Source organism: Telluria sp. LT1R51-2, assembly GCF_059685775.1.
This window is the reverse complement of record NZ_JCASIM010000001.1, coordinates 95731-117346: the sequence shown is the minus strand read 5'-3', so window position 1 is coordinate 117346 and position 21616 is coordinate 95731. Positions and strand designations below refer to the sequence as shown.

The window sequence follows — 21616 nt, the reverse complement described above, 5'->3', positions numbered from 1 at the left end:
GTCGTGTCGCTCAATCCTGCTCCCACTCTTCCAGCTTGCGCTTGCGTGCGCGGCCCACTTCGATCCGGTTGCGTGTCGTGAAGGCGATCAGCCGTGCCACGACCACGGCCAGGTACATCAGACCGACCAGCATCTCGACACTGGCCAGCGCCCGCGCCGGTGGGGTCAGCGGAATCACGTCGCCAATGCCCGTGCTCGAGAGCAGCGCAAAGCTCAGGTAATTGAGTTCGGTCCAGGTACGCGGCGCGCCCGCGTTGACAGCGGCGGCAAAGGTGCCGGGCTGGACCTCCTGCAGCAGGATGTACATGTGGGTGAAGGCCCAGGCCAGCAGCGTGAACGTGGCGCCGGCTGCGAACAGCTCGTCGGTCGTGGCCCGTTCGTCTTCCATCATGTAGGCAATCAGACTGCCGGCCGCGTAAAAGTAGAACAGGGCCTCCAGCCCGGACGACCAGGCCAGCAGATGGTTGTAGCCGAGCAGAATCTGCGCCAGCAGCAGCGCGATGATCGGCACCGCCAGCGCCCAGCTCACGCGCACCTCGCCGGGCGTACGCCGCACCATGCGGATGGCAAACGCCAGCACCACGATACCGAAGCAGTTGAACGCCACCTGGCCGGCGCGCGTGCCTTCGATGAACGGGTACGACAGCATGCCGAGCAGCTGCACCAGCAGCAGGATGGCGGACGGATGGCGGCGGGTGTGGATGAACAGGCGTGGAGCGATCATGGCGGCAGGACAAAGTCGTAAGTACTGCCATTGTAGGTTCAGCCGGCCGAAAACAGGCTCCCGAATGCGTGCGCGGCCGTGTGCGGGTCAGCCGCGCCGTACACGCTGGTGATCGCCGCGACCATGTCGGCACCCCGCGCGACCAGTGGCGCCGCATTGGCCGGTGTCATGCCGCCGATGACGACAAGCGGCAGCGTGAACTCGGCGCGCGCCTGGTCGAGCAGTGCCGGCGGCGTCACGAACGTGTATTTTTTCACCGGGGACGGATAGAAGCCGCCAAAGGCAAGGTAGCTGGCACCGGCGTTGCGCGCGGCGCGCGCCAGCGCCAGGTCGCCATAGCACGAGGCCCCGACGATCTTGTCCGGGCCCAGCAGCGCGCGGGCAGCGGCAAGCGCCTGATCGGTATGGCCCAGGTGCACGCCATCGGCATCGATCGCCTGGCACAGGTCGAGATGGTCATTGATGACGAGCGGGCAGCCGTGGCGGCGGCACAACGCCAGCAGCGCCGTGGCCTGTTCGAGGCGCAGGCGCGCGTCTGCCTCCTTGTGCCGGTATTGCACCAGCGCGGCGCCGGCGCTCAGTGCGGCATCGGTGGCGGCCAGCAGCCGCTCGGTGTCGTTCCAGTTCGGTGTGACGAGATACAGGCCTTGCATGGTGGCTCCTTCAATGTGGTTGAGGCAGGCGGCGCGGGATGCGCTGGCCCGGCGCGATCGCGAACGATTGTGCCAGCGTGGCGTGTGTGTAGGCCTGGGCGCGCTCGAGGGCGATGGCCATCGACTCGCCCAGCGCCACGCGCGCCGCCAGTGCGGCGGCCAGCGTGCAGCCGCTGCCGTGGTAGGTGTCTGGCAGGCGCGGCCAGTGCCACTCGCGCAACACTTGACCGTCCTGCAGCCAGCGGTTGATCACCGTGTCGCCCGGCGCATGGCCGCCCGTGACGAGCATCTGCACCGTGCCTGGCATGTCCAGCGCAGCGCACTCTGGCAGGTTGGGGAGCACGATCGTCGCCAGCGTCAGCAAATCGACCAAGGCGGCGCTGGCACTGTCCCGCCCCAGCGCATCGCCATGGCCGCTGGCCAGCACCGGATCGAGCACCACCGGCAGATCGGGTTGCCGCATGCGCAGGTCACGGATGATGGCCGCGATTGCCGCCGCATTGGCCGCGTTGCCGGGGATGCCCAGCTTGACGGCGCGAATGTCGAAAGCCGCAACCAGCGGCGCGGCCTGGCGCGTGACCAGGCCGGCGTCGACCGGGTGCGCGTCGAACACGCGGTTGTTGTCCTGGCAGGTCAGCGCCGTGGCCACCGGGAGCGCGTGGGCGCCCTGCGCGGCAATGGCCAGGATGTCGGCCGCCAGGCCCGCGCCGCCGCAGGGGTCCAGCCCGGCGAAGACCAGCACGCAGGGTGTCATGGGGTGACTTTGCCCTCGACCGGCGACGATGGCGAGGCCGCGAAACGCTTGGGCATGCGCCCCGCCAGATAGGCATCGCGCCCGGCCAGCACCGCATGCTTCATCGCGCGCGCCATGCGCACCGGGTCGCGCGCGCCGGCAATCGCGGTGTTCATCAGCACGCCGTCGCAGCCGAGTTCCATCGCAATCGCCGCATCCGACGCCGTGCCCACGCCAGCGTCGACCAGCACCGGCACCGTGGCCTGCTCGATGATCAGCGACAGGTTCCACGGATTGAGGATGCCCATCCCCGAGCCGATCAGTGACGCCAGCGGCATCACGGCCACGCAGCCGATCTCCTGCAGGATCCGGGCCTGGATCGGATCGTCGCTGCAATAGACCATCACGTCGAAGCCGTCGCGCACCAGCGTTTCGGCCGCCTTGAGGGTTTCGGGCATGTGCGGGAACAGCGTGGTGGCGTCGCCCAGCACTTCGAGCTTGACGAGGTTGCGCCCGCCCAGCAGCTCGCGCGCCATCTGCAGCGTGTAGACCGCGTCCTTCGCATTGAAGCAGCCGGCCGTGTTGGGCAGGATGGTGAACTCCGACGGCGGCAGCACGTCGAGCAGGCTGGGCGCGTTCGGATCCTGGCCGATGTTGACGCGGCGGATCGCCACCGTGATGATCTCGGCGCCGGCCGCCAGCGTGGCCTCGCGCGTTTGCGCCAGATCGCGGTATTTGCCGCTGCCCACCAGCAGGCGCGAGTGGTAGGCACGCCCGGCGATGGTGAGCAGGTCGCGTTGTGCGTCTGGTTGTGCTTCTGGTTGTAGCGCTTGCTGTACGTCTGATTGCGTGTTTTGTTGCATGTTTTGCTGCACGAGTTGGTTCATGACATTCATCCTGTTCTCCTTTAGCCGCCACCGATGGCGCGCACGATATCGACCCGGTCCTGCGCCTGCAGGCGGCGCGTCGGCCACTGCTGGCGCGGCACCACCTCGCGGTTGACGGCCAGCGCCATGCCCTGCCCGCTCAGGTCCAGCTGTTCGAGCAGGCCGGCGAGTGTCTGGCCCGGCGGCACGCCGCACGGCGCGCCATTGACTTCGATGGACGTCATTCAGACCTCCCGGTACAGCCGGGCGCCGTCGCGCACGAACTCGATCGCTTTTTCCTGCATCCCCTGCTGCAGGGCTGTTTCGCCCTGCACGCCATTGGCGGCGGCATAGGCGCGCACTTCCTGGGTGATCTTCATCGAGCAGAAATGCGGGCCGCACATCGAGCAGAAATGGGCCACCTTGGCCGAATCCTTGGGCAGCGTCTCGTCGTGGAATTCGCGCGCCTTGTCGGGATCCAGGCCCAGGTTGAACTGGTCGTCCCAGCGGAATTCGAAGCGCGCCTTCGACAGCGCGTTGTCGCGCAGCTGCGCGCCCGGATGGCCCTTGGCCAGGTCGGCCGCATGGGCGGCGATCTTGTACGTGATGATGCCGTCCTTGACATCCTGCTTGTCGGGCAGGCCCAGGTGCTCCTTGGGCGTCACGTAGCACAGCATTGCCGTGCCGTACCAGCCAATGGTGGCCGCGCCGATGCCGGACGTGATGTGGTCGTACCCGGGTGCGATGTCGGTCGTGAGCGGCCCGAGCGTGTAGAACGGCGCTTCATGGCACTGCTCGAGCTGCAGGTCCATGTTCTCTTTGATCAGGTGCAGCGGCACGTGGCCGGGGCCTTCGATGATCGTCTGCACGTCGTGCTTCCACGCGATCTGCGTGAGTTCGCCCAGCGTTTTCAGTTCGGCCAGCTGCGCTTCGTCATTGGCGTCGTAGATCGAACCGGGACGCAGGCCATCGCCCAGGCTGAACGTCACGTCGTACGCCTTCATGATGGCGCAGATGTCTTCGAAGTGGGTGTACAGGAACGATTCGCGGTGGTGCGCCAGGCACCACTTGGCCATGATCGAGCCGCCACGCGAGACGATGCCCGTCAGGCGATTGGCCGTCATCGGCACATAGCGCAGCAGCACGCCGGCGTGGATCGTGAAGTAGTCGACGCCCTGCTCGGCCTGTTCGATCAGCGTGTCGCGGAAAATCTCCCAGGTCAGGTCCTCGGCCTTGCCATTGACCTTTTCCAGTGCCTGGTAGATCGGCACCGTGCCGATCGGGACCGGGCTGTTACGGAGAATCCATTCGCGCGTTTCGTGGATATGCTTGCCGGTGGACAGGTCCATCACCGTGTCGGCGCCCCAGCGGATCGCCCAGGTCATCTTTTCGACTTCCTCGCCAATCGACGAGGTCACGGCCGAATTGCCGATATTAGCATTGACCTTGACCAGGAAATTGCGGCCGATGATCATCGGCTCGATTTCAGGGTGGTTGATATTGAGCGGGATGACGGCGCGCCCGCGCGCGACTTCCGAGCGCACGAATTCCGGCGTGATCTCGGCGGGGATGCTGGCGCCGAACGACTGGCCCGGATGCTGGCGCCCCATCAGGTCGGCGACCCGCTTGCCCATCGGGCCGGACGCATGCAGCGACGCGAGGTATTCCTTGCGCTGCATGTTTTCGCGCAGCGCGATGAATTCCATTTCGGGTGTGATGATGCCCTGGCGCGCGTAGTGCATCTGCGTGACGTTGGCACCGCTCCTGGCGCGACGGGGCGCGCGCTGCAGATCGAAGCGCAGCGCGCTCAAGGCCGGATCGCTCAGCCGCTGCTGGCCATACTGCGACGATGGCCCAGCCAGTTGCTCGGTGTCGCCGCGCCCGTCGATCCAAGGTTGGCGCATTGGCGCCAGGCCGCTGCGGATATCGATCGCGGTGGCCGGTTCGGTGTACGGCCCCGACGTGTCGTAGACGAACAGCGGCGGATTGGGTTCGCCGCCAAAACTGTCGGACGTGGCCGACTGGCTGATCGCGCGCATCGGCACGCGGATATCGGGCCGGCTGCCTTCGATATAGACCTTGCGGGAGTTTGGTAGCGATGCGATGGCTGCCTGGTCCACCGTGGCGGTGGCGGCATCGAACAGTTGCGAAGACTTCGGCGGTGCGTTCATGTGGCTCCCTTGCGTGCATGAGAGCCAGCAAAGGAGTTACCGGGTGCGGCAAGGTCGGGCGCAAGACTGCGCACGGCCGCACTATTCGGCTGCTTCCCTTCGCTGGCATTATCCAGATCAGGTTCGGAGGGTATTTCTCACCCACGCATCGTTTCAACAGTAACGACGCGCAGGACCCCTAGCGTTTGCTGCCAGTGATGGCAGCGGGTGGATTATAGCCGAACAAATATTGAATGGGCATCATGGTTACAACATCGGCGGCTCGGCCGGCAACGGCAGCAAATGCAAGGCGCCGTCGATGAAACGCACTTCAACGAACGGCGTCTGCGCCGGCTCGACCACACGGCGGACCGTCGGCCCGCCCTGTACCGCCACCTCGAGCTGCACGCTGGCCCCGTCGACCGCCACGTCGAACGAATCCGCCCGCGAAATCGTCAGGTCGGTACTCACGTTCGGCCGGTCATAGACCTGCTTGCCGTCGACCCGCACGCTGACCGTATTGTCTTGAAATCCCTCGCCCAACCTCACGCGTAACGTCATCGCTTGCCTCGCCTTTCCATTGACTGCAACAGGTTTGCCGGACAAGCCGCCTGAAGAGCAGGCTTGTCCGGAACAGAGTAACGCCAGCACGACCAGCCCGATTGCGCGGCGCATCCCCTGCGATCCAGCATGGATCATGCCTTGCGGTGCGGCCGCGCGCCCGGTCCGGTCACGCCGGTCGCCGCAGAACCGCCCTGCACCGTGGCCAAACAAGTGAGCAAATCGCCCTGGGACACCGGATCGAGTACCTTGGCCTGCGCGGCGCTCGAAAGCAATGCAACGCTCTCGTCGAGACACGCGGCGCGCACGAACAGCGGCTTGCCCTCGCCCGCATTCACTGTCTTGAACGCACGTGCGGCATTGACGCCCTTGACCATGCGCACATAGGCGGCCATCGGATGCATGTCGAAGCGGTCGAGGACCTCGTCGAAGGCGGCGTTACCCGAGCGCAGCGTTGTGTTATCCGACCCCTGCAGATACAACAGTGCGCCCTGGTCTTCACCCATGAACAGGTCGGCCAGCACGTTGTCGTCGGTACTGACCGGATAGCGCACGCGCACTGTCAGGATATCGGACAGCACTTGCGATCCGTCGAGCGCCGCATACGCGGCCCGCACCCGATACTGGCCCGGCCGGTCAAAATAGAAACCATCCTTACCATAGCCGATATAGGCGCTGTCCTGGACCGGGTTGTCCACCCCGAGCATGGTCTGGCGTTCGCCGACCAGGTGATCGATCATCGGCTCGTAGGCGCAGACCTTGCCGCCTGGTTGTTCGATGATGACCTTCACCAGCCCATAGTTCGGATGCAGCCAGGTATGGGCGCGGCGCCCGCGCGTGTCGGTGGCGCGCAGCTTGAGTTCGAGCACCACCGGCTCGCCCAACGCGAAGCTGCGCTGGTGGGTCGATATATCGAGCACCAGGCCGGATTCGTCCGAGATCGGATCGGCCATCACGTCACGGCCAAGCGAGGCGCCGCTCATGAAGTTGTTGCCGCCCATGATGACGTCGTTGCGGAAACCGTGGCGCAGGTGGATCAGCTCTTCGTCGTCGAAGCGGAAGTCGAAGCTGCTCCAGAAGCCGGGCGCGTTGCCATTCGGGTAGTACCACGGGTAGTTCATCCACGACAGCGCTTCGGGACGGTTTGGCTTGGGCGGGTTGGCATACGATTTCTGCCACGAGTGCATCAGGTTGAAGCAATGCCCCAGTTCGTGCACGTAGGTGTAGAGCTGCAGCCGGTGTTGCTCGGCCGTGATACCGCCGATCCCGGCGTGAAACACGGCGCAGCCCTGGCGCTGCTTGCCCTGCTGGTCGAACATGATGCCGTACAGGTCCGTGCCGAAGTCATGCTGCTGCGCCACCAGCTGCCATACGCACCACTGCTGCAGGTCGCCCCACAGGGAAAAATGCTGCTGCATCGACGCGTGCAGCTCGGCATTGCTCCAGGTGGCATTGGCCCCGGCCGCGCCCACATCGATGACATTGTTGCCGGCGGTGGGCACCATGCCAATGCCCGCTTCACCAAAGGCACTGACCACGCTGACCGTGCGGGCGCTGCCGCCCGAAGGCAGTGAGCCCGTGTTGTAGCTGGAAAACGGCGTGGTCTTCACATCGGACACGCTGTCGGTTTCGATGCGCACGGTGCGGAAATGCAGCGACGAGAACGGGCAATGGTAGGACGCGCCCGGCGTATTGTTAACCGTGAAGAACTGCAGCGTGGCCGCGGCCTGCGGCTGGAAGATGTTGACGCGCGGGATCGTCACCTGGATCACGGGCGCCCCGGCCGAGAACGTGAAGCGGCCCATGCCCTTGACGACGATGCGGGTGGTCGACACCGTCACGGTCGGGCTGTCGACCACGAACGAGCCGAAGTACGACTTGGTCTTGCCGCTGGTCTGGTAAAAGTCGCCGCTGACGCGGCGCATCGGCCGGTTGCGGTCGACGTCGACCCGCAGGTCGAGCTGGAAGCTGCCCAGCGAACTGGCGTAGCAACCGCTGACCGCCTTCTTGATGGCCGGTATGGACGGGATGGGAAGCGAGGGGATCGGCAAGGGCACCTGCGGGGCAGGCGCGATGCCCGGCCCCGCAGCAATCCCGGGCGCAGCGCCGGTGGGCCCGGTGTCGTATGGCTCGGGAATCCCCAAATCGCCATTGGACAGCCCGGATACTTCTTCATAGGTCATCACACCGGTGTCGCCGATGGCGTCCTCGTTTGCATTGTCGATCCCGGTTGGGTCGAGTTGTGACATGGTGTTCTCCTCATGGTCAAAAAGCCCTCGTTCGACCAGTGGAGTGGGGGTGATGGTTCGTCGAGACTGCAGATATTCAGAGGAATCACTTGCACATTTGGAGGTAGATCAAGGAGCCCGGTCAAACAAAGAAGGATTCAAACGAGCTGGACAACGACTGGCAATTCAGCGACGTTGCCAGGATAGGCTGGCGCTGGAAGGTGACCTATAATGGTTTCTTTCGCAAAATTCACACACGACCACATCATGGAATTAGCCAAGTCTTTCGAGCCAGCCGATATTGAACAGTTCTGGCGCGCCGAGTGGGAACAGCGCGGCTACTTTGCCGCGACCATGGACGAGGGCAAGCCCTCCTTCAGCACCCAGCTGCCGCCGCCGAACGTCACCGGCACCCTGCACATGGGCCACGCGTTCAACCAGACGATCATGGATGGCCTGACGCGCTACTACCGCATGCGCGGCTACAACACCGCATGGGTTCCGGGCACCGACCACGCCGGCATCGCCACGCAGATCGTCGTCGAGCGCCAGCTGGACGCGCAAAAGATCTCGCGCCATGACCTGGGCCGCGACGCGTTCCTCGAAAAAGTCTGGGAGTGGAAAGAAAAATCGGGCAGCACGATCACCGGCCAGATGCGCCGCCTGGGCACGTCGCCCGACTGGCAGCGCGAATACTTCACGATGGACGAGCCGCGCTCGAAATCGGTCGTCGAAGTCTTCGTGCGCCTGTACGAGCAGGGCCTGATCTACCGCGGCAAGCGCCTGGTGAACTGGGACCCGGTGCTGGGCACGGCCGTGTCCGACCTTGAAGTCGACTCGCAGGAAGAAGACGGCTTCATGTGGTACATCCAGTACCCGCTCACCGACGGCAGCGGCCACCTGACAGTCGCCACCACGCGCCCTGAAACGATGCTGGGCGACGTCGCGGTCGCGGTCGACCCGACCGATGAACGCTACCTGCATTTGCACGGCAAGACGCTGACGCTGCCATTGACCGGCCGCGAAATCCCGATCATCGCCGACAGCTACGTCGACAAGGAATTCGGCACCGGCTGCGTGAAGATCACGCCGGCCCACGACTTCAACGATTACGCAGTCGGCCAGCGCGCCGGCCTCGCGCCGATCAGCATTTTTACGCTCGACGCCAAGATCAACGAAAACGGCTCTGCCCAGTACCAGGGGCTGGACCGCTTCGCCGCGCGCAAGCAGATCGTTGCCGACCTCGAAGCGCTCGGCCTGATGGAACAGATCAAGCCGCACAAGCTGATGGTTCCGCGGGGCGACCGCACCAACGTCGTGATCGAGCCAATGCTCACCGACCAGTGGTTCGTCGCAATGACCAAGCCGGCGCCGGAAGGCACGTTCAATCCGGGCAAGTCGATCACCGACGTGGCACTCGAAAAAGTCGCCAGCGGCGAGATCAAGTTCGTGCCCGACAACTGGAGCACGACCTACAACCAGTGGCTGGGCAACATCCAGGACTGGTGCATCTCGCGCCAGCTGTGGTGGGGCCACCGCATTCCGGCCTGGTTCGCCGAAGACGGCCAGATCGTCGTCGCGCGCGATGAAGCCGAGGCGCAGGCCAAGGCCGCAGCTGCCGGCATCACCGGCGCCCTGCGCCGCGACGACGACGTGCTCGACACGTGGTTCTCGTCGGCGCTGGTGCCCTTCTCGACCATGGGCTGGCCCGAAGAAACGCCCGATATGAAGATGTTCCTGCCGTCGTCGGTGCTGGTCACGGGCTTCGACATCATCTTCTTCTGGGTGGCGCGCATGGTCATGATGACCGCGCACTTCACCGGCAAGGTGCCGTTCGAGACGGTCTACGTGCACGGCCTGGTGCGCGATTCGCAGGGCCAGAAGATGTCGAAGTCGAAGGGCAACACGCTCGACCCGATCGACCTGATCGACGGTATCGACGTCGAGACGCTGGTGGCCAAGCGCACCACGGGCCTGATGGACCCGCGCGCCGCCGAGAAAATCGGCAAGGCCACGCGCCGCGAATTCCCGGATGGCATCCCGGCGTTCGGCACTGACGCCGTACGCTTCACGATGGCAAGCTACGCGTCGCTGGGCCGCAACATCAACTTCGACCTGGGCCGCGCCGAAGGCTACCGCAACTTCTGCAACAAGCTGTGGAACGCGACCCGCTTCGTGATGATGAACACGGAAGGCAAGGATTGCAGCGCGCCATTGCCTGAAGATTTATCCCAGGCCGATCGCTGGATCATCTCGCTGATGAACCGCGTCGAGCAGGATGTGGCGAAGGGCTTTGCCGACTACCGCTTCGACAATATCGCCAACAGCATCTACAAGTTCGTCTGGGACGAATACTGCGACTGGTACCTCGAGGTATCGAAAGTCCAGGTCCAGCAAGGCACCGAAGCGCAGCAACGCGCGACACGCCATACGCTGCTGCGCGTGCTGGAAGTGATCCTGCGCCTGGCGCATCCGATCATCCCGTTCGTGACCGAAGCACTGTGGCAGAGCATCGCGCCCCTTAGCGGCAAGACCGGGCCGACGATCATGCTGCAACCGTATCCGCAGGCCGATGCGACGCAGATCGACGAAGGCGCCGAAGCCTGGATGGAGCAGTTGAAAGCGCTGGTGGACGCCACCCGCAACCTGCGCGGCGAGATGTCGCTGGCGCCGTCGCTGCGCGTGCCGCTGATTGTCGAACCGTCGAGCGACACCGGGCGCGCTGACATGGCGGTGTTCGCACCGTACATCCAGCTGCTGGGCAAACTGGCCGAAGTGCAGATCGTCGACGCGCTGCCGGAATCGCCAGCGGCCGTGTCGATCGTCGGCACCACCAAGCTGATGCTCAAGGTCGAGATCGACGTCGCCGCCGAACGCGAGCGCCTGTCGAAGGAGATCGCGCGCGTGGCCGGCGAAATCGCCAGGGCCAACGGCAAGCTGTCGAACGAGAGCTTCGTTGCCCGCGCCCCGGCCGCCGTCGTGGCACAAGAGCAGGAACGCGTGGCAAACTTCTCGGCCACGCTCAGCAAGATGCAGGAGCAGCTGGAAAAACTGGCAGCGGCGTAAAGCAGCCATCCCCCAAAGAAAACGCGGCCTCGGCCGCGTTTTTTGTTTCTGCTCTGCTTACTTTAATCCATAAAATCAGCACAGCCGGGGTCAGGTCTGACATTCGGACACGACCTCAGCCCTAACTACTTGCAATGGCTTCCCGCCCGGCATTAGCAGGGCCCGGTGTCAGCTGGTTCCGACTACTAAATTGTCGAGTTCGTGTCCGAATGTCAGACCTGACCCTGGCTTTTAGTCGTGGACCGCAACACCGGTCAATGCAGGCAAGGCGACCGTGCGTGGCATCGAATTAGAAGGCAAAGCCACGATCGACCGGCTGGCGGCACGAGCCGGCGCATGGATCGTCGATGCAAACAGCATGAAACGCCAGCTTGACCTTTACGCACTGTGGAAACTTGATGCAAGATCGCGCCTGCGACTGTCGGCCTCGGACCTGCTGCAGCAAGACCTTCTCGAACGGCGCACGTTCGAAGGCAACGCGCCGTTGCTGCGCGCAACGACGTATCGGGTGCGCGCAACCTGGCGCCTGGTATGGGAGCACTCCCTGTAGACAATGGCAGCAATCACCCTGGAAAGCACCGCATGACGACTTCCCTTCCCCACCGGTATGCCGCGCGGCGCAACGTCGGCATCGATTGCCTGCGTGGCCTGGCGATCCTGCTCGTGATCGTGCACCATCTGGCCCTGCCGTTTCGCCTGCCGCTAGGGCCGAGTCTTCTGGGAGAGTGTCTGCCCAAGCGACTGCTCGACGCCATCAGCTTCAACGGCTACGAAGCAGTCTTCATCTTCTTCACGTTGTCGGGCTTTCTGATCACGCTGCGCATCATCGAACGCGATGGCGGCATTGGACAGGTCGACCTGCGCCGCTTCTACCGCGCCCGCGCGCGGCGCATCCTGCCCCTGCTCGGCCTGGCCCTGATGCTGCTCTCGCTGCTGGCCGTGTGCCAGGTGCCGGGATTCGCGCCAGAGACCGACCGCCACTCGCTGGCCGGCTTGCTCGGTTCGGCGCTGACGTTCACCTTCAACTGGTACGAGGGCCGCACTGGCTGGGCGCCGGCGGGCTGGGATGTCCTGTGGTCGCTGTCGATCGAAGAAGTGTTCTACGTGGGCTTTCCGCTGCTGTGCCTGTGGCTGCCGCGCCATGTCCTGATCGGCATGCTCGTCGTGCTGGCGCTGGGACTGCAACCGCTGCGCTCGCTGGTGCCGATGAGCGATGAGGTCTGGTGGGAAAAAGCATACCTGCCCGGAATGGCGGCGCTGGCCTGGGGCGTGCTCGCTGCACTGCTGGCGCGCCGGTGGCAGCCAGGCAAGCGAGGGGCCCGCATCATGGGTCTGGCTGGTGCGTTGTGCCTCGTGCTGGCATTGGGCTGGTCGGACGTGGTCTACCGTCATCTGTTCAAGTCCAACATGTACATGATGTGCGTTGGCGCCTGCCTGCTGCTGCTGGCCTTTCACGCGCAGCCACCTGCGCCGCGCCGCGGGCTAGGATGGCTGGCGCGCATGGGAAGCCTCAGTTATGAGCTGTACCTGTTCCACATGTTCATCGTGCTTGCCACGCAGTGGCTGTACAGGTCACTTCTGGGCGACGTGCAAACCTGGACCTTTGTCGTCTATGTGCCGGTGCTGCTGTGCTGTTACGCGCTGGCGCGCCTGCTCGAACACGGCGCCGTGCATCTGGGTTTGCAGCGCAGACCATCCGTGGGCCAGGCGCCTGTCAAAGGCGTGTGATGCGACGACGAACCCGTTGGCTGTCGATCCTGCCCGCGATGGTGGCGGGCTATCTGCTCCTTGTCGCCATCTGGGCCTGGGCATCCTTCGACACTGTCACTGCGCACATGCCGGCAATCGCTGACGCGCCCCTGTCCGCGCGGCAGACGCAGATCCTGCTGCGCGTCGAAGATCCTGCCTTCTTTGTCCACCACGGCGTGAGCCTGACCAGCGGCCAGGGCTTTGCGACGATCTCGGGCGCGGTCGCGCGCGACCTCTACCTCGAAGGTGCGGACCTGGGCGGGGCTGGCGGCGCGTTGCAGGCGCTGTACCGCAGCGTCTTCGCATGCTGCAAACGGATCGATCTGGGCCGTGATGCGATGGCCGTGGTGCTCGATGCCAGGCTGTCCAAGACGCGACAACTGGCGCTCTACACGAACCGTGTCTATCTGGGAACGCACAACGGCACGCAGATCATGGGCTTGTCAGCGGCGTCCCGGAATTATCTCGGCAAGTCGCTGGAACAGACCAGCGAAGACGAATTCATTGGCCTGGTCGCCATGATCAAGGCGCCCAACGCGTACCATCCTGTCAGGCAGCCCGCAGTGTATGCCACGCGCGTGGCACGGGTGCGTGCGCTGGTGCAGGGCACCTGCAAGGCTCAGGGCTGGTTCGATACAACATTGACGCACTGCGGCGCGTGATCATTTGAGGCCATGCCACCAGCGCCCGCCGGCCTGCGGCTGCGTCAGGCTCAAAGCTTCGCCCATCTCCGGCGTCGTCAGCTTGATCCCGCGCTCGTCGGCCAGCGTCTCGATCCGGTCGAGCGGTTCTTGCCAGCGGTGCAGCCCCAGGTCGAATGTCCCATTGTGCATCGGCAGCAGCCAGGCTGCGTTCAGGTCGATAAACGCCTGCAGCGTTTCTTCCGGCTGCATGTGGATGTCCGGCCAGAGCTTGTCGTAGGCGCCGGTTTCGATCAGTGCCAGGTCGAACGGCCCGTATTTGGCGCCGATCTCCTTGAAGCCCTTGAAATAACCGGTGTCGCCGCTGAAGAACAGGCGCAGGTCGTCGTGCTGGATCACCCATGACGCCCACAGCGTCGAGTTGCGGTCGCGCGGACCGCGCCCCGAAAAGTGCTGGGCCGGCGTCGCCACGAAGTGCACGCCGTCGATCTCGGCGCCCTGCCACCAGTCGAACTGGCGTACTTTGGCGCGGTCGATGCCCCAGTCGACAAGCCGGTCGCCCACCCCCAGTGGCGTGAGAAACACCGACGTCTTTGCCGCCAGCGCCATGATCGCCGCGTAGTCGAGATGATCGTAGTGATCATGCGACAGGATGATCGCCTTGATGGGCGGCAGGTCGTCGATCGAGATCGGCGGCGCATGAAAACGCGTGGGACCGAACCACTGCACGGGCGAAGCGCGCTTCGAGAACACCGGGTCGGTCAGGTAGAACTCGCCGGCGAGCTTGATCAGCATCGTCGAGTGACCGAGGCGGTACAGCGTGTTGTCGGGCGCCGCCAGCAGGGCTGCCCGGGTCAGCGGCCGCACGGGCACTGCCTGCTGCGGCATGGTCCCGGCCGGCTTGTCGAACAGGAAAGCCCACCACAGCTTGGCAATGCCGCCAGCGCCCAGCTTGTGCATGGCGACAGGGTTGCGGTATTTACCGTCGTGGAATTGGGGCGAGGTTGGCGCGGTCGTCGTTGCCGAGACAGAGGTGCAGATTGCCATGGTAGCGAGAGCTCCCAGAAAGATGAAGCCGATAAGCAGGCGCATGAACGCGTCGATTCAATAAAAGTGCACGACAGCCGATCCGGACTTCTCGCACTGGATCGGATGGCAGACGATCCAGTGCCCGCCCCGGCCTGCATGGCCAGGGCGTAGCGCCTGTCTATTTGACGGCCGCCGTGTTGCGCGCACCATCGGATTGGCGCTTGAGCGCAGCAGCACGCCCCTCCCAGTAATGCGCATTCTTGATCCCCAGCGCGACCGGATCGAACTCGGGTTCCTTGCCGGCCTTCTTCTGCGCCTCGTAGTCGCGCAGGCACTTGAAGGCGTCCTTGCGCAGCAAGAAGATCGCGACGATGTTCAGCCAGGCCATCAGGCCGACGCCGATGTCGCCCAGGCCCCAGGCCACGTCGGCGGTCTTGACCGCGCCGTAGATGGTGGCCGAAACGATGCACAGCTTGAGGAGCACGCCCAGCCACGGGTGGCGGTTATGGCGGTCCATGTAGGCGATATTGGTCTCGGCGATGTAGTAGTAGGCGACGATGGTCGTGAAGGCAAAGAACAGCAGCGCGATCGCGACGAACAGCGCGCCAAAGCCCGGCAGCACGTTCTCGAGCGCCGTCTGCACGTAACCGGGGCCCGACGCCACGCCCTGCACGCCGATGAAGCGCGCCGTGCCGTCGGCATTCTCGACGTTGTACTGCCCCGTCACCAAGAGCATGAAGGCGGTGGCCGAGCACACGAACAGCGTGTCGATGTACACCGAAAAACCCTGCACCAGACCCTGCTTGGCCGGGTGGCTCACTTCGGCGGCCGACGACGCGTGCGGGCCGGTACCCTGGCCGGCTTCGTTCGAATAGATGCCGCGCTTGACGCCCCACTGGATCGCCATGCCCAGCATGGCGCCGAAGCCTGCGTCCAGGCCGAAGGCCGAGCTGACGATCAGGCGCAGCACGCCCGGCAGCGCTTCGATGTTCATCGCCACCACCACCACGGCAACGAGGATGTAGGCAGCCGCCATGAACGGCACCACGATCTCGGCGAAGTGGGCGATGCGCTTGACGCCACCGAAGATGATCGCGGCCAGCACCACGGCCAGGCCGATGCCGGTGTAGAGCGGATCGATGCCGGCGGCGGTCTTGAGGCCTTCGGCGATCGAGTTGGCCTGCACGCCCGGCAGCAGCAGGCCCGTGGCGAACAGCGTGGCGATGGCGAAGGTCCAGGCGTAGCGCTTCATGCCCAGGCCTTTCTCGATATAGAAGGCCGGGCCGCCGCGGTACTGGTTGCCGATCTGCTCCTTGTAGACCTGGCCCAGCGTCGACTCGACGAAGGCCGAACTGGCGCCCAGGAAGGCCACGGCCCACATCCAGAACACGGCGCCCGGACCGCCGAACGTGATGGCGGTGGCCACACCGGCGATATTGCCGGTGCCGACCCGGCCGGCCAGCGTCATGGCCAGGGCCTGGAACGACGACACGCCCTGCTCCGAGCTCTTCCCTTCTCGCATCAGGCGCAACATCTCTCCGATGTGCCGCACCTGCAGGAAGCGGCCCCGGATCGAGAAGTACAGGCCGGCCCCGAGGCACAGGGCGATCATGATGGGGCTCCAGATGATACCGTTGACAGCGTTGACCAGGTCGAGCATGGGAGTGCGACTCCTGCGATGAAGGGTTCAGGAAGGCAGACATTTTGCCGCCGTGACGTCGCACAAGTTACATGATTCCGTAGGGAATTAACATCATTTTCTTGGCCCTGTGGCGGCATGCGCCAGGCTGACGCAGGATGGACGGGAAATGGGCGCTGCTGGTGCGGACACGCCCGGTCGGCGCACCAATTGCTGGCGATCTAAAGCTTGGTGGACATGATACGATCCCACCATGGACCGACGAAGCGATTACAAGACCTCCCTCCTCATCGACGCCGTACTGCACGACGTGTCGATCGAGGCCCGCCCTGCGGCGCGCGAACTGGCCACGCTCGGCGTGCCGCTCGAAGTGAGCCTGCGCGTGCTCACCCGCCCGGCCGAACGGCGCCACCAGGTCACACCGGAAGACGTGCGCAACGCGCCATGACCGCGTGCTGCGCGATTGGAAGACATCCTCGGGCGTCAACCTGTCACACGGGCGAAGCGGTAGGCTACACTGGCGCGGTACCTACAACAACACTGGAGACACCACCATGCGCCACCTGATCCAAGCAAGCCTGATCGCCGCCACCATGCTCACCCTGCCCGCCGCCGCCTGGGCGCAGGCCACCTCGCCGGTCGGCACCTGGAAGACCATCGATGACAAGACCGGCAAGCCAAAAGCGCTGGTGCGGATCACCGAAGAAGGCGGCGTCCTGACCGGCAAGATCGAAAAACTGTACCGCGCACCATCCGAAGAGCAGAACCCGCTGTGCGGGAAATGCAGCGACGCGCGCAAGGACCAGCCGATCATCGGCATGACCATCCTGTCGGGCCTGAAAAAAGACGGCGGCGACTACACTGGCGGCGAAATCCTCGACCCGGCCGCCGGCAAGACCTACAAGAGCAAGGCCACGCTGGCCGACAACGGCAACAAGCTCGAAGTGCGCGGCTACATCGGCGCGCCGATGTTCGGGCGCACCCAGACCTGGCAGCGCGAGCAGTAATCATTACCACGGCCCGGCGACGGGCCGTTTTTATTGTCCATGACCCTGAACCTCGCTTACCTCTATCTCGGATTTGCCATCGTGGCCGAAGTGATCGGCACCACGGCCCTCAAAGCCTCCGACAGCTTCACCCGTCCCCTGCCCAGCCTGATCACCGTCGGCTGCTACGCCCTGTCGTTCTACCTGCTCACCTTCAGCCTGCGCGTGCTGCCAACCGGCATCGCCTACGCGATCTGGTCGGGTGTGGGCATCGTGCTCATTTCGATCGTCAGCTGGTTGTATTTCAAGCAAAGTCTGGATCTGGCGGCGATTGCCGGCCTGGCGCTGATCATCGCCGGCGTGCTGGTCATCAACCTGTTTTCGAAAAGCGTCGGACACTGACCATGTCAACCGCGCCGTGCGCCCGGACGTTACACCCGGCCCCATTCCGATCATTCGCACCATGACACCCACTCCCATCACGCGTACCGCACGCCCCGTTTTTCGCGGGCGCGAAATGCGCGTGCTGCGGCTCCTGAGCATGGCGGCCGGCGTGTTTGCCATCCTGCTGCCGGCTGCGCTGCTGGCCTCGACGGCGCATGGCATCCCGAACTGGCTCCAACCGTACATCGTGCTGGTGGGCGTGGCGCTGGGTTCGGGCGGGTTTTTCCTGGTGGCGATGGCGGGCCATCGCATGGGGCGCGACGCCATGCTGCGCTCGTTTGCGGCGCTGCTGCTGATGGTGCCGTTCGGCGCCAGCGGCATCGTCATCTGGCATGGCAGCAATATGCTGATGGTCTACCTGTGCACGTTCTTCCTGATCCACACGGTCCTGCTGTATTGCAGTTTCATCTATCCGCTGATGCACGTGCCGCAGCCACCAGCACCGCCCCGGCGCGGCAGTAAAACACCCGCCTGGAACCAGCTGAGCCGGCCGCGCCGCAACACCGACGACTACAACCAGCCGGCATCGCGCGCCAACCGGTAGGCTTCGACGCGGTTGCCGGCCCCCAGCTTGCTGATCGCCTCGGACAGGTAGTTGCGCACCGTGCCTTCCGACAGATGCACCTGGCGTGCGATCTCGCCGCTGGTGCGCCCTTCCCCTGCCAGCCGCAATACCTGCCGTTCGCGCTCGGTCAGCGGATCGCTGCCGCTGTTCCAGCTTTCCAATGCCAGTTCGGGCGCGATTGCACGGCCGCCGCCATGCACGACGCGGATCGCCGCGGCCAGCGCGTCGACTGGCGCGTCTTTCAGCAGATAGCCGCGCACGCCGGCTTCCATCGCGCGCCGCAGGTAGCCGCTGCGCGCGAACGTGGTCACGACCACGACGCGGCACGCCAGCTTGCGCTGGACCAGGCCCTGCGCCAGTTCGAGGCCCGTCATGTGCGGCATCTCGATATCGGTCAGCACGATGTCCGGCACCAGGCGCTCGCACAGCGCCAGCGCTGCGCGCCCGTCCGCGGCGCCGCCCACGACATCAAAATCCGGTTCGAGCCGCAGCAGCGCGCTGAGCGCGCCCAGCACCAGCGTCTGGTCTTCGGCGATCAGGATGCGGATCATGCCGATGCTCCCGCCGGCACGTGCAGTTCGAGCGCCAGACCGGCGCCGGCCTGCAGCGACAAGCGCCCGCCGAGCGCTGCGACGCGCTCACGCATGCCGGCCAGGCCATTACCCTGCTGCAGGCCATCCGTGCTGCGCAGCTTGCCGTTGTCGAGCACGCGCAGCACCGCGTGCGTCTGCCCATCCTGCTGCTCTCGCACGAGGCTGAGCGTGCAGCGTGACGCCCCGGCATGGCGCACGATATTCGTCACCGCTTCGCGCACGGCCAGCGCCACCACGTGTTCGGCCGCCGGCGCCAGGTCCATGCGCTCGATGCGCTCGTCGAGGAGTACGTCGGCCGCCAGCAGGCTGGCGCGCGCACTGGCCAGCGCCTGCACCAGGCCACTGTGGCGAAACCCCGTCACGGCGGCGCGCACCTCGGCCAGCGCCCCGCGCGCATTGGTTTCGATGTCGGCGATTTCGCGCTCGCAGGCCGCCAGATCGCGCCGCGCCAGCTTGCGCGCCAGTTCGGCCTTCAGCGCAATCATCGACAGCGAGTGGCCCAGCAGGTCGTGCAGGTCGCGCGAGATGCGTTCGCGCTCGGCGATGCGCGCCATGTGCTCGACCTCTTCCTGCTTGCGCATCAGGAGCGTACGCGACGTGCGCAACCGGGCATCCATGATGCACGACAGGCCAACCGGCATGCCGGCCATCAGGATCGGCAGCAGGAACACCATCCGCATCTGCGGGATCAGCAAGGCAACGACCGCGCCGCCGGCAATCACGGCCAGCATCGCGTACACGGGGCGAGCCGTGCCGGGGATGCGGGCGCACATGGCGCAGGCAAAGATGAAGAAGCAGGCAGCGCCCGGATTCCACGGCGCCCAGGCTGCGCCGATCAGGCACGTGGCTGCCACGCAGGCGCCGACGCGCCAGCCGCGGGGCCAGAAGCTGGCGCAGTACAGCGGCACGAACAGGATGATCGTCAGCGCCAGCAGCACCGCCTCGGCCACGCCGGGCCTCACGTAATAAAACTTCCAGAACAGGTAGCCCAGCGACAGCAGCCACGTGTATTGCAATGCGCCGTAGTCGGCCGGCATCCACGGTCGCGCCAGCACCTGTCTGAAGGTCATCGTCATCGTGACTCCGTGATCGTTATTGTGCCAGCAGGCGCACGTCGGCGAGTTCGAAGCGGTACTCGCCCGGCTGTGGCCCGGCACTGAATGCTAGCATGGCAATCGCCGCCGGATCGATGCCGGCAAAGGCCGACAGCGGCAGGCTGATTTCCGCCCATTCCGGGCCGGCGACGAATGGCACACTGCTTGGCCGGCCATTGGCCGCGCCCATGAGCATCACCTGATAGGTTTTGCCGTCACCGCGCACCTTGAAGCGCAACACCCGCGCCGCACTCAGATCGGCCGGCTGCATCGGCTGCGCACCGGGCATGAAGGCGACGCTCGACCACGCATACGGCAGGCCGGGGGCGACGCTGGCCTGCACCGCCAGCGGTATCTGCCCGTCGGGCAGTGCTGGCAGCACGCCGAGCTTGACGGTCGACTTGCCGCCGGCGTACTGGTCGGTCGATGGCATCCAGCCGCTGCCGAACGGGCTGCCGAGCTTCGCCGCGCTGAACTGGCTGATGCGTCCATCGGCCGGCAAGTCCTGGCGCGTCGATGCGCCGCGCTCTTGCGCGACCTGTTCACGCCTGGCGTCGCGCAGGACATTCGCACTCTGCCCGTCCTTCCACACCTCGACGATCCGGCGCGTGGCGGTGATGTCGCGTGTCGGGTCGCCCTCGACCAGCAACAGGTCGGCCTTGCAGCCCGTGGCCACGCAGCCGCGCCGGCCCAGCCGGAAGGCGGCGGCCGGCGCGCTCGTGGCGGCGGCCAGCGCGGCGCTCGGCGTCAAACCGGCCTCCACCAGCGCCGCCAGTTCGCGGTGCATGCTGATGCCGTACAGCGTGCCGGCATTGCCGGCATCGGTGCCGGCCAGGATTCGCACGCCCGCCCTGGCCAATGCGGCGGTAACCGCCTTCGGCATGGCCAGCAATTGGGGCCGCGCCTGCTGGCCGTAGCGCGCCTTGAGGGTCGCCCTGCCCTCGCGTTCGACCAGCGCCGCCAGATCTGCATCGCCCAGCAAGTCGTCGCCGCGCACGCCGGCCATGCTTTCCATGACGGTGAAGGTCGGGATCACGAAGGCATTCTTGCGTTTGGCCAGCCTGGCCAGGCTGTCGACCGCCGTTGGATCGGGCGCCGCGCCCAGGAACAGATGCACCAGCGCGTCGGCGCCTGCCTCGAGGGCGGCGCGGGCGTCTTTTTCGGTGCTGACATGGACCACGGCCAGTTTGCCACGGCGGTGCGCCGCCTCGATCAGCGCGGTGGCGGTCGCGATGTCGAGCGAGTTCATTGCACCGGCGCCGTGCCCGCCCGCTTCCAGCACGATCTTGATGAAGTCGGAACCTTCGGCGATGCGCGCGTCGACAAAGGCCTGCGCCTCGCCCGGGCTGCTCAGGGTCGGGATCGGCACGCCGAACTGGGTGCCGTGCCCGCCCGGCGCCGTGGCCAGGATGCCGGCCGAGAACAGGTCGGCCTGCCCCGCATGCCTGCCTGCAGCCATGCTGCGTTTGGCGTCCTGCATGACCGGTACGGCGGTAAACATGTCGATCTGGGTCGTTACGCCAAACAGCACCGGCAGGTCGACTTGCCGGAACGCGTGGGTGTGGGCGTCGATCAGACCGGGCAACAGCGTGCGCCCGGCGCCCTGGACGATGCGCGCCCCTGCCGGGGCCGGCCCGCGAAAATCCGCATCGACGACGCGTGCATCGTCGAACAGCACGGAACGCCGTTCGTGCACGGCCTTGCCGTCGAACACGCGCACGTCCTGGACCAGGGTAGCGGCGCCCAGCGCCAGGCAGGAGAGGGACAGACCGGCGGCGGCACATACCGCCTTTGCGACGATGGTGGACATGGTTTCCTCACGGGTTGGTGTGAGACCAGTATGTCAATGGTGCGGGTCTGCCGACAGGCGCACTTGCCACCGATATGGGGTGACA

General features: G+C 65.4%; 21 protein-coding genes and 1 riboswitch. Of the genes, 8 read left to right on the top strand and 13 right to left on the bottom strand.

Annotation, left to right across the window (positions count from 1 at the left end; all coding sequences use genetic code 11):
• Positions 1–10: 10 nt before the first annotated feature.
• The 8 genes from AC56LH_RS00555 to AC56LH_RS00520 form a co-directional block, all read right to left on the bottom strand.
• Entirely contained in the window at positions 11–724 is a 714-nt protein-coding gene (locus AC56LH_RS00555) for an ion channel (protein WP_183556881.1), read from the bottom strand.
• A gap of 38 nt (positions 725–762) precedes the next feature.
• The gene (gene thiE, locus AC56LH_RS00550; RefSeq protein ID WP_499643114.1) at positions 763–1377 is read right to left on the bottom strand and encodes a thiamine phosphate synthase; all 615 of its coding nucleotides are present in this window, start codon (positions 1375–1377) and stop codon (positions 763–765) included.
• 10 nt (positions 1378–1387) lie between these two features.
• On the bottom strand, positions 1388–2131 hold the full coding sequence (locus tag AC56LH_RS00545; RefSeq protein WP_499643112.1) for a bifunctional hydroxymethylpyrimidine kinase/phosphomethylpyrimidine kinase: 744 nt from the start codon (positions 2129–2131) through the stop codon (positions 1388–1390).
• Positions 2128–2997: a thiazole synthase gene (locus AC56LH_RS00540; protein WP_499643110.1), complete on the bottom strand. Its 870-nt coding sequence runs from the start codon at positions 2995–2997 to the stop codon at positions 2128–2130. Before AC56LH_RS00540 ends, AC56LH_RS00545 begins: the two co-directional genes overlap by 4 nt.
• Before the next feature lie 20 nt (positions 2998–3017).
• The gene (gene thiS / locus AC56LH_RS00535; protein ID WP_183556875.1) at positions 3018–3221 is read right to left on the bottom strand and encodes a sulfur carrier protein ThiS; all 204 of its coding nucleotides are present in this window, start codon (positions 3219–3221) and stop codon (positions 3018–3020) included.
• Positions 3222–5147: a phosphomethylpyrimidine synthase ThiC gene (gene thiC, locus AC56LH_RS00530; protein WP_499643108.1), complete on the bottom strand. Its 1926-nt coding sequence runs from the start codon at positions 5145–5147 to the stop codon at positions 3222–3224.
• Positions 5148–5224: 77 nt separating this feature from the next.
• A riboswitch (TPP riboswitch) is annotated at positions 5225–5337 on the bottom strand.
• Between the two features lie 56 nt (positions 5338–5393).
• Positions 5394–5801 carry a hypothetical protein gene (locus AC56LH_RS00525; RefSeq protein WP_499643106.1) on the bottom strand — a complete coding sequence of 136 codons (408 nt, stop codon included), beginning with the start codon at positions 5799–5801 and terminating at the stop codon, positions 5394–5396.
• A 20-nt stretch (positions 5802–5821) separates the two neighbouring features.
• Positions 5822–7936, bottom strand: a complete 2115-nt coding sequence (locus tag AC56LH_RS00520) for a hypothetical protein (protein WP_499643104.1) — start codon at positions 7934–7936, stop codon at positions 5822–5824.
• Positions 7937–8182: 246 nt separating this feature from the next.
• On the opposite strand from AC56LH_RS00520, the gene AC56LH_RS00515 reads away from it, so the two are divergent.
• From AC56LH_RS00515 to AC56LH_RS00500, 4 genes are all read left to right on the top strand, one after another.
• Positions 8183–10981, top strand: coding sequence for a valine--tRNA ligase (locus AC56LH_RS00515; protein ID WP_499643102.1), 2799 nt, complete (start codon positions 8183–8185; stop codon positions 10979–10981).
• A 274-nt stretch (positions 10982–11255) separates the two neighbouring features.
• Positions 11256–11531 carry a hypothetical protein gene (locus AC56LH_RS00510; protein ID WP_499643100.1) on the top strand — a complete coding sequence of 92 codons (276 nt, stop codon included), beginning with the start codon at positions 11256–11258 and terminating at the stop codon, positions 11529–11531.
• A 32-nt stretch (positions 11532–11563) separates the two neighbouring features.
• Entirely contained in the window at positions 11564–12709 is a 1146-nt protein-coding gene (locus AC56LH_RS00505) for an acyltransferase family protein (RefSeq protein ID WP_499643098.1), read from the top strand.
• Entirely contained in the window at positions 12709–13392 is a 684-nt protein-coding gene (locus tag AC56LH_RS00500) for a transglycosylase domain-containing protein (protein WP_499643096.1), read from the top strand. Before AC56LH_RS00505 ends, AC56LH_RS00500 begins: the two co-directional genes overlap by 1 nt.
• Here the strand turns inward: AC56LH_RS00500 and AC56LH_RS00495 are convergent, their stop codons facing one another.
• Both AC56LH_RS00495 and AC56LH_RS00490 read right to left on the bottom strand, forming a co-directional pair.
• Positions 13393–14463: an MBL fold metallo-hydrolase gene (locus AC56LH_RS00495; protein WP_499643094.1), complete on the bottom strand. Its 1071-nt coding sequence runs from the start codon at positions 14461–14463 to the stop codon at positions 13393–13395. It abuts the gene before it with no gap.
• A 115-nt stretch (positions 14464–14578) separates the two neighbouring features.
• Positions 14579–16060 carry an alanine/glycine:cation symporter family protein gene (locus AC56LH_RS00490; RefSeq protein ID WP_499643092.1) on the bottom strand — a complete coding sequence of 494 codons (1482 nt, stop codon included), beginning with the start codon at positions 16058–16060 and terminating at the stop codon, positions 14579–14581.
• A gap of 232 nt (positions 16061–16292) precedes the next feature.
• On the opposite strand from AC56LH_RS00490, the gene AC56LH_RS00485 reads away from it, so the two are divergent.
• The 4 genes from AC56LH_RS00485 to AC56LH_RS00470 all read left to right on the top strand — a co-directional run bounded on the left by AC56LH_RS00485 (position 16293) and on the right by AC56LH_RS00470 (position 18013).
• On the top strand, positions 16293–16487 hold the full coding sequence (locus AC56LH_RS00485; RefSeq protein ID WP_183556826.1) for a hypothetical protein: 195 nt from the start codon (positions 16293–16295) through the stop codon (positions 16485–16487).
• Between the two features lie 106 nt (positions 16488–16593).
• Entirely contained in the window at positions 16594–17046 is a 453-nt protein-coding gene (locus AC56LH_RS00480; protein WP_499643090.1) for a DUF2147 domain-containing protein, read from the top strand.
• 39 nt (positions 17047–17085) lie between these two features.
• The gene (locus AC56LH_RS00475) at positions 17086–17427 is read left to right on the top strand and encodes an SMR family transporter (RefSeq protein ID WP_407070048.1); all 342 of its coding nucleotides are present in this window, start codon (positions 17086–17088) and stop codon (positions 17425–17427) included.
• Between the two features lie 61 nt (positions 17428–17488).
• On the top strand, positions 17489–18013 hold the full coding sequence (locus AC56LH_RS00470) for a hypothetical protein (protein WP_499643088.1): 525 nt from the start codon (positions 17489–17491) through the stop codon (positions 18011–18013).
• Here the strand turns inward: AC56LH_RS00470 and AC56LH_RS00465 are convergent.
• From AC56LH_RS00465 to AC56LH_RS00455, 3 genes are read right to left on the bottom strand one after another with little or no spacing between them, the layout of a single operon-like run.
• Positions 17980–18585, bottom strand: coding sequence for a response regulator (locus AC56LH_RS00465; RefSeq protein WP_499643086.1), 606 nt, complete (start codon positions 18583–18585; stop codon positions 17980–17982). The two genes, AC56LH_RS00470 and AC56LH_RS00465, sit on opposite strands and share 34 nt — an antisense overlap.
• A complete protein-coding gene (locus tag AC56LH_RS00460) occupies positions 18582–19703 on the bottom strand; it encodes a sensor histidine kinase (RefSeq protein ID WP_499643084.1) in 1122 nt (373 codons plus the stop codon). Before AC56LH_RS00460 ends, AC56LH_RS00465 begins: the two co-directional genes overlap by 4 nt.
• Before the next feature lie 16 nt (positions 19704–19719).
• Positions 19720–21531 (bottom strand): CIA30 family protein, encoded by a 1812-nt coding sequence (locus AC56LH_RS00455; protein WP_499643082.1) that lies wholly within the window; start codon positions 21529–21531, stop codon positions 19720–19722.
• Positions 21532–21616: the final 85 nt, after the last annotated feature.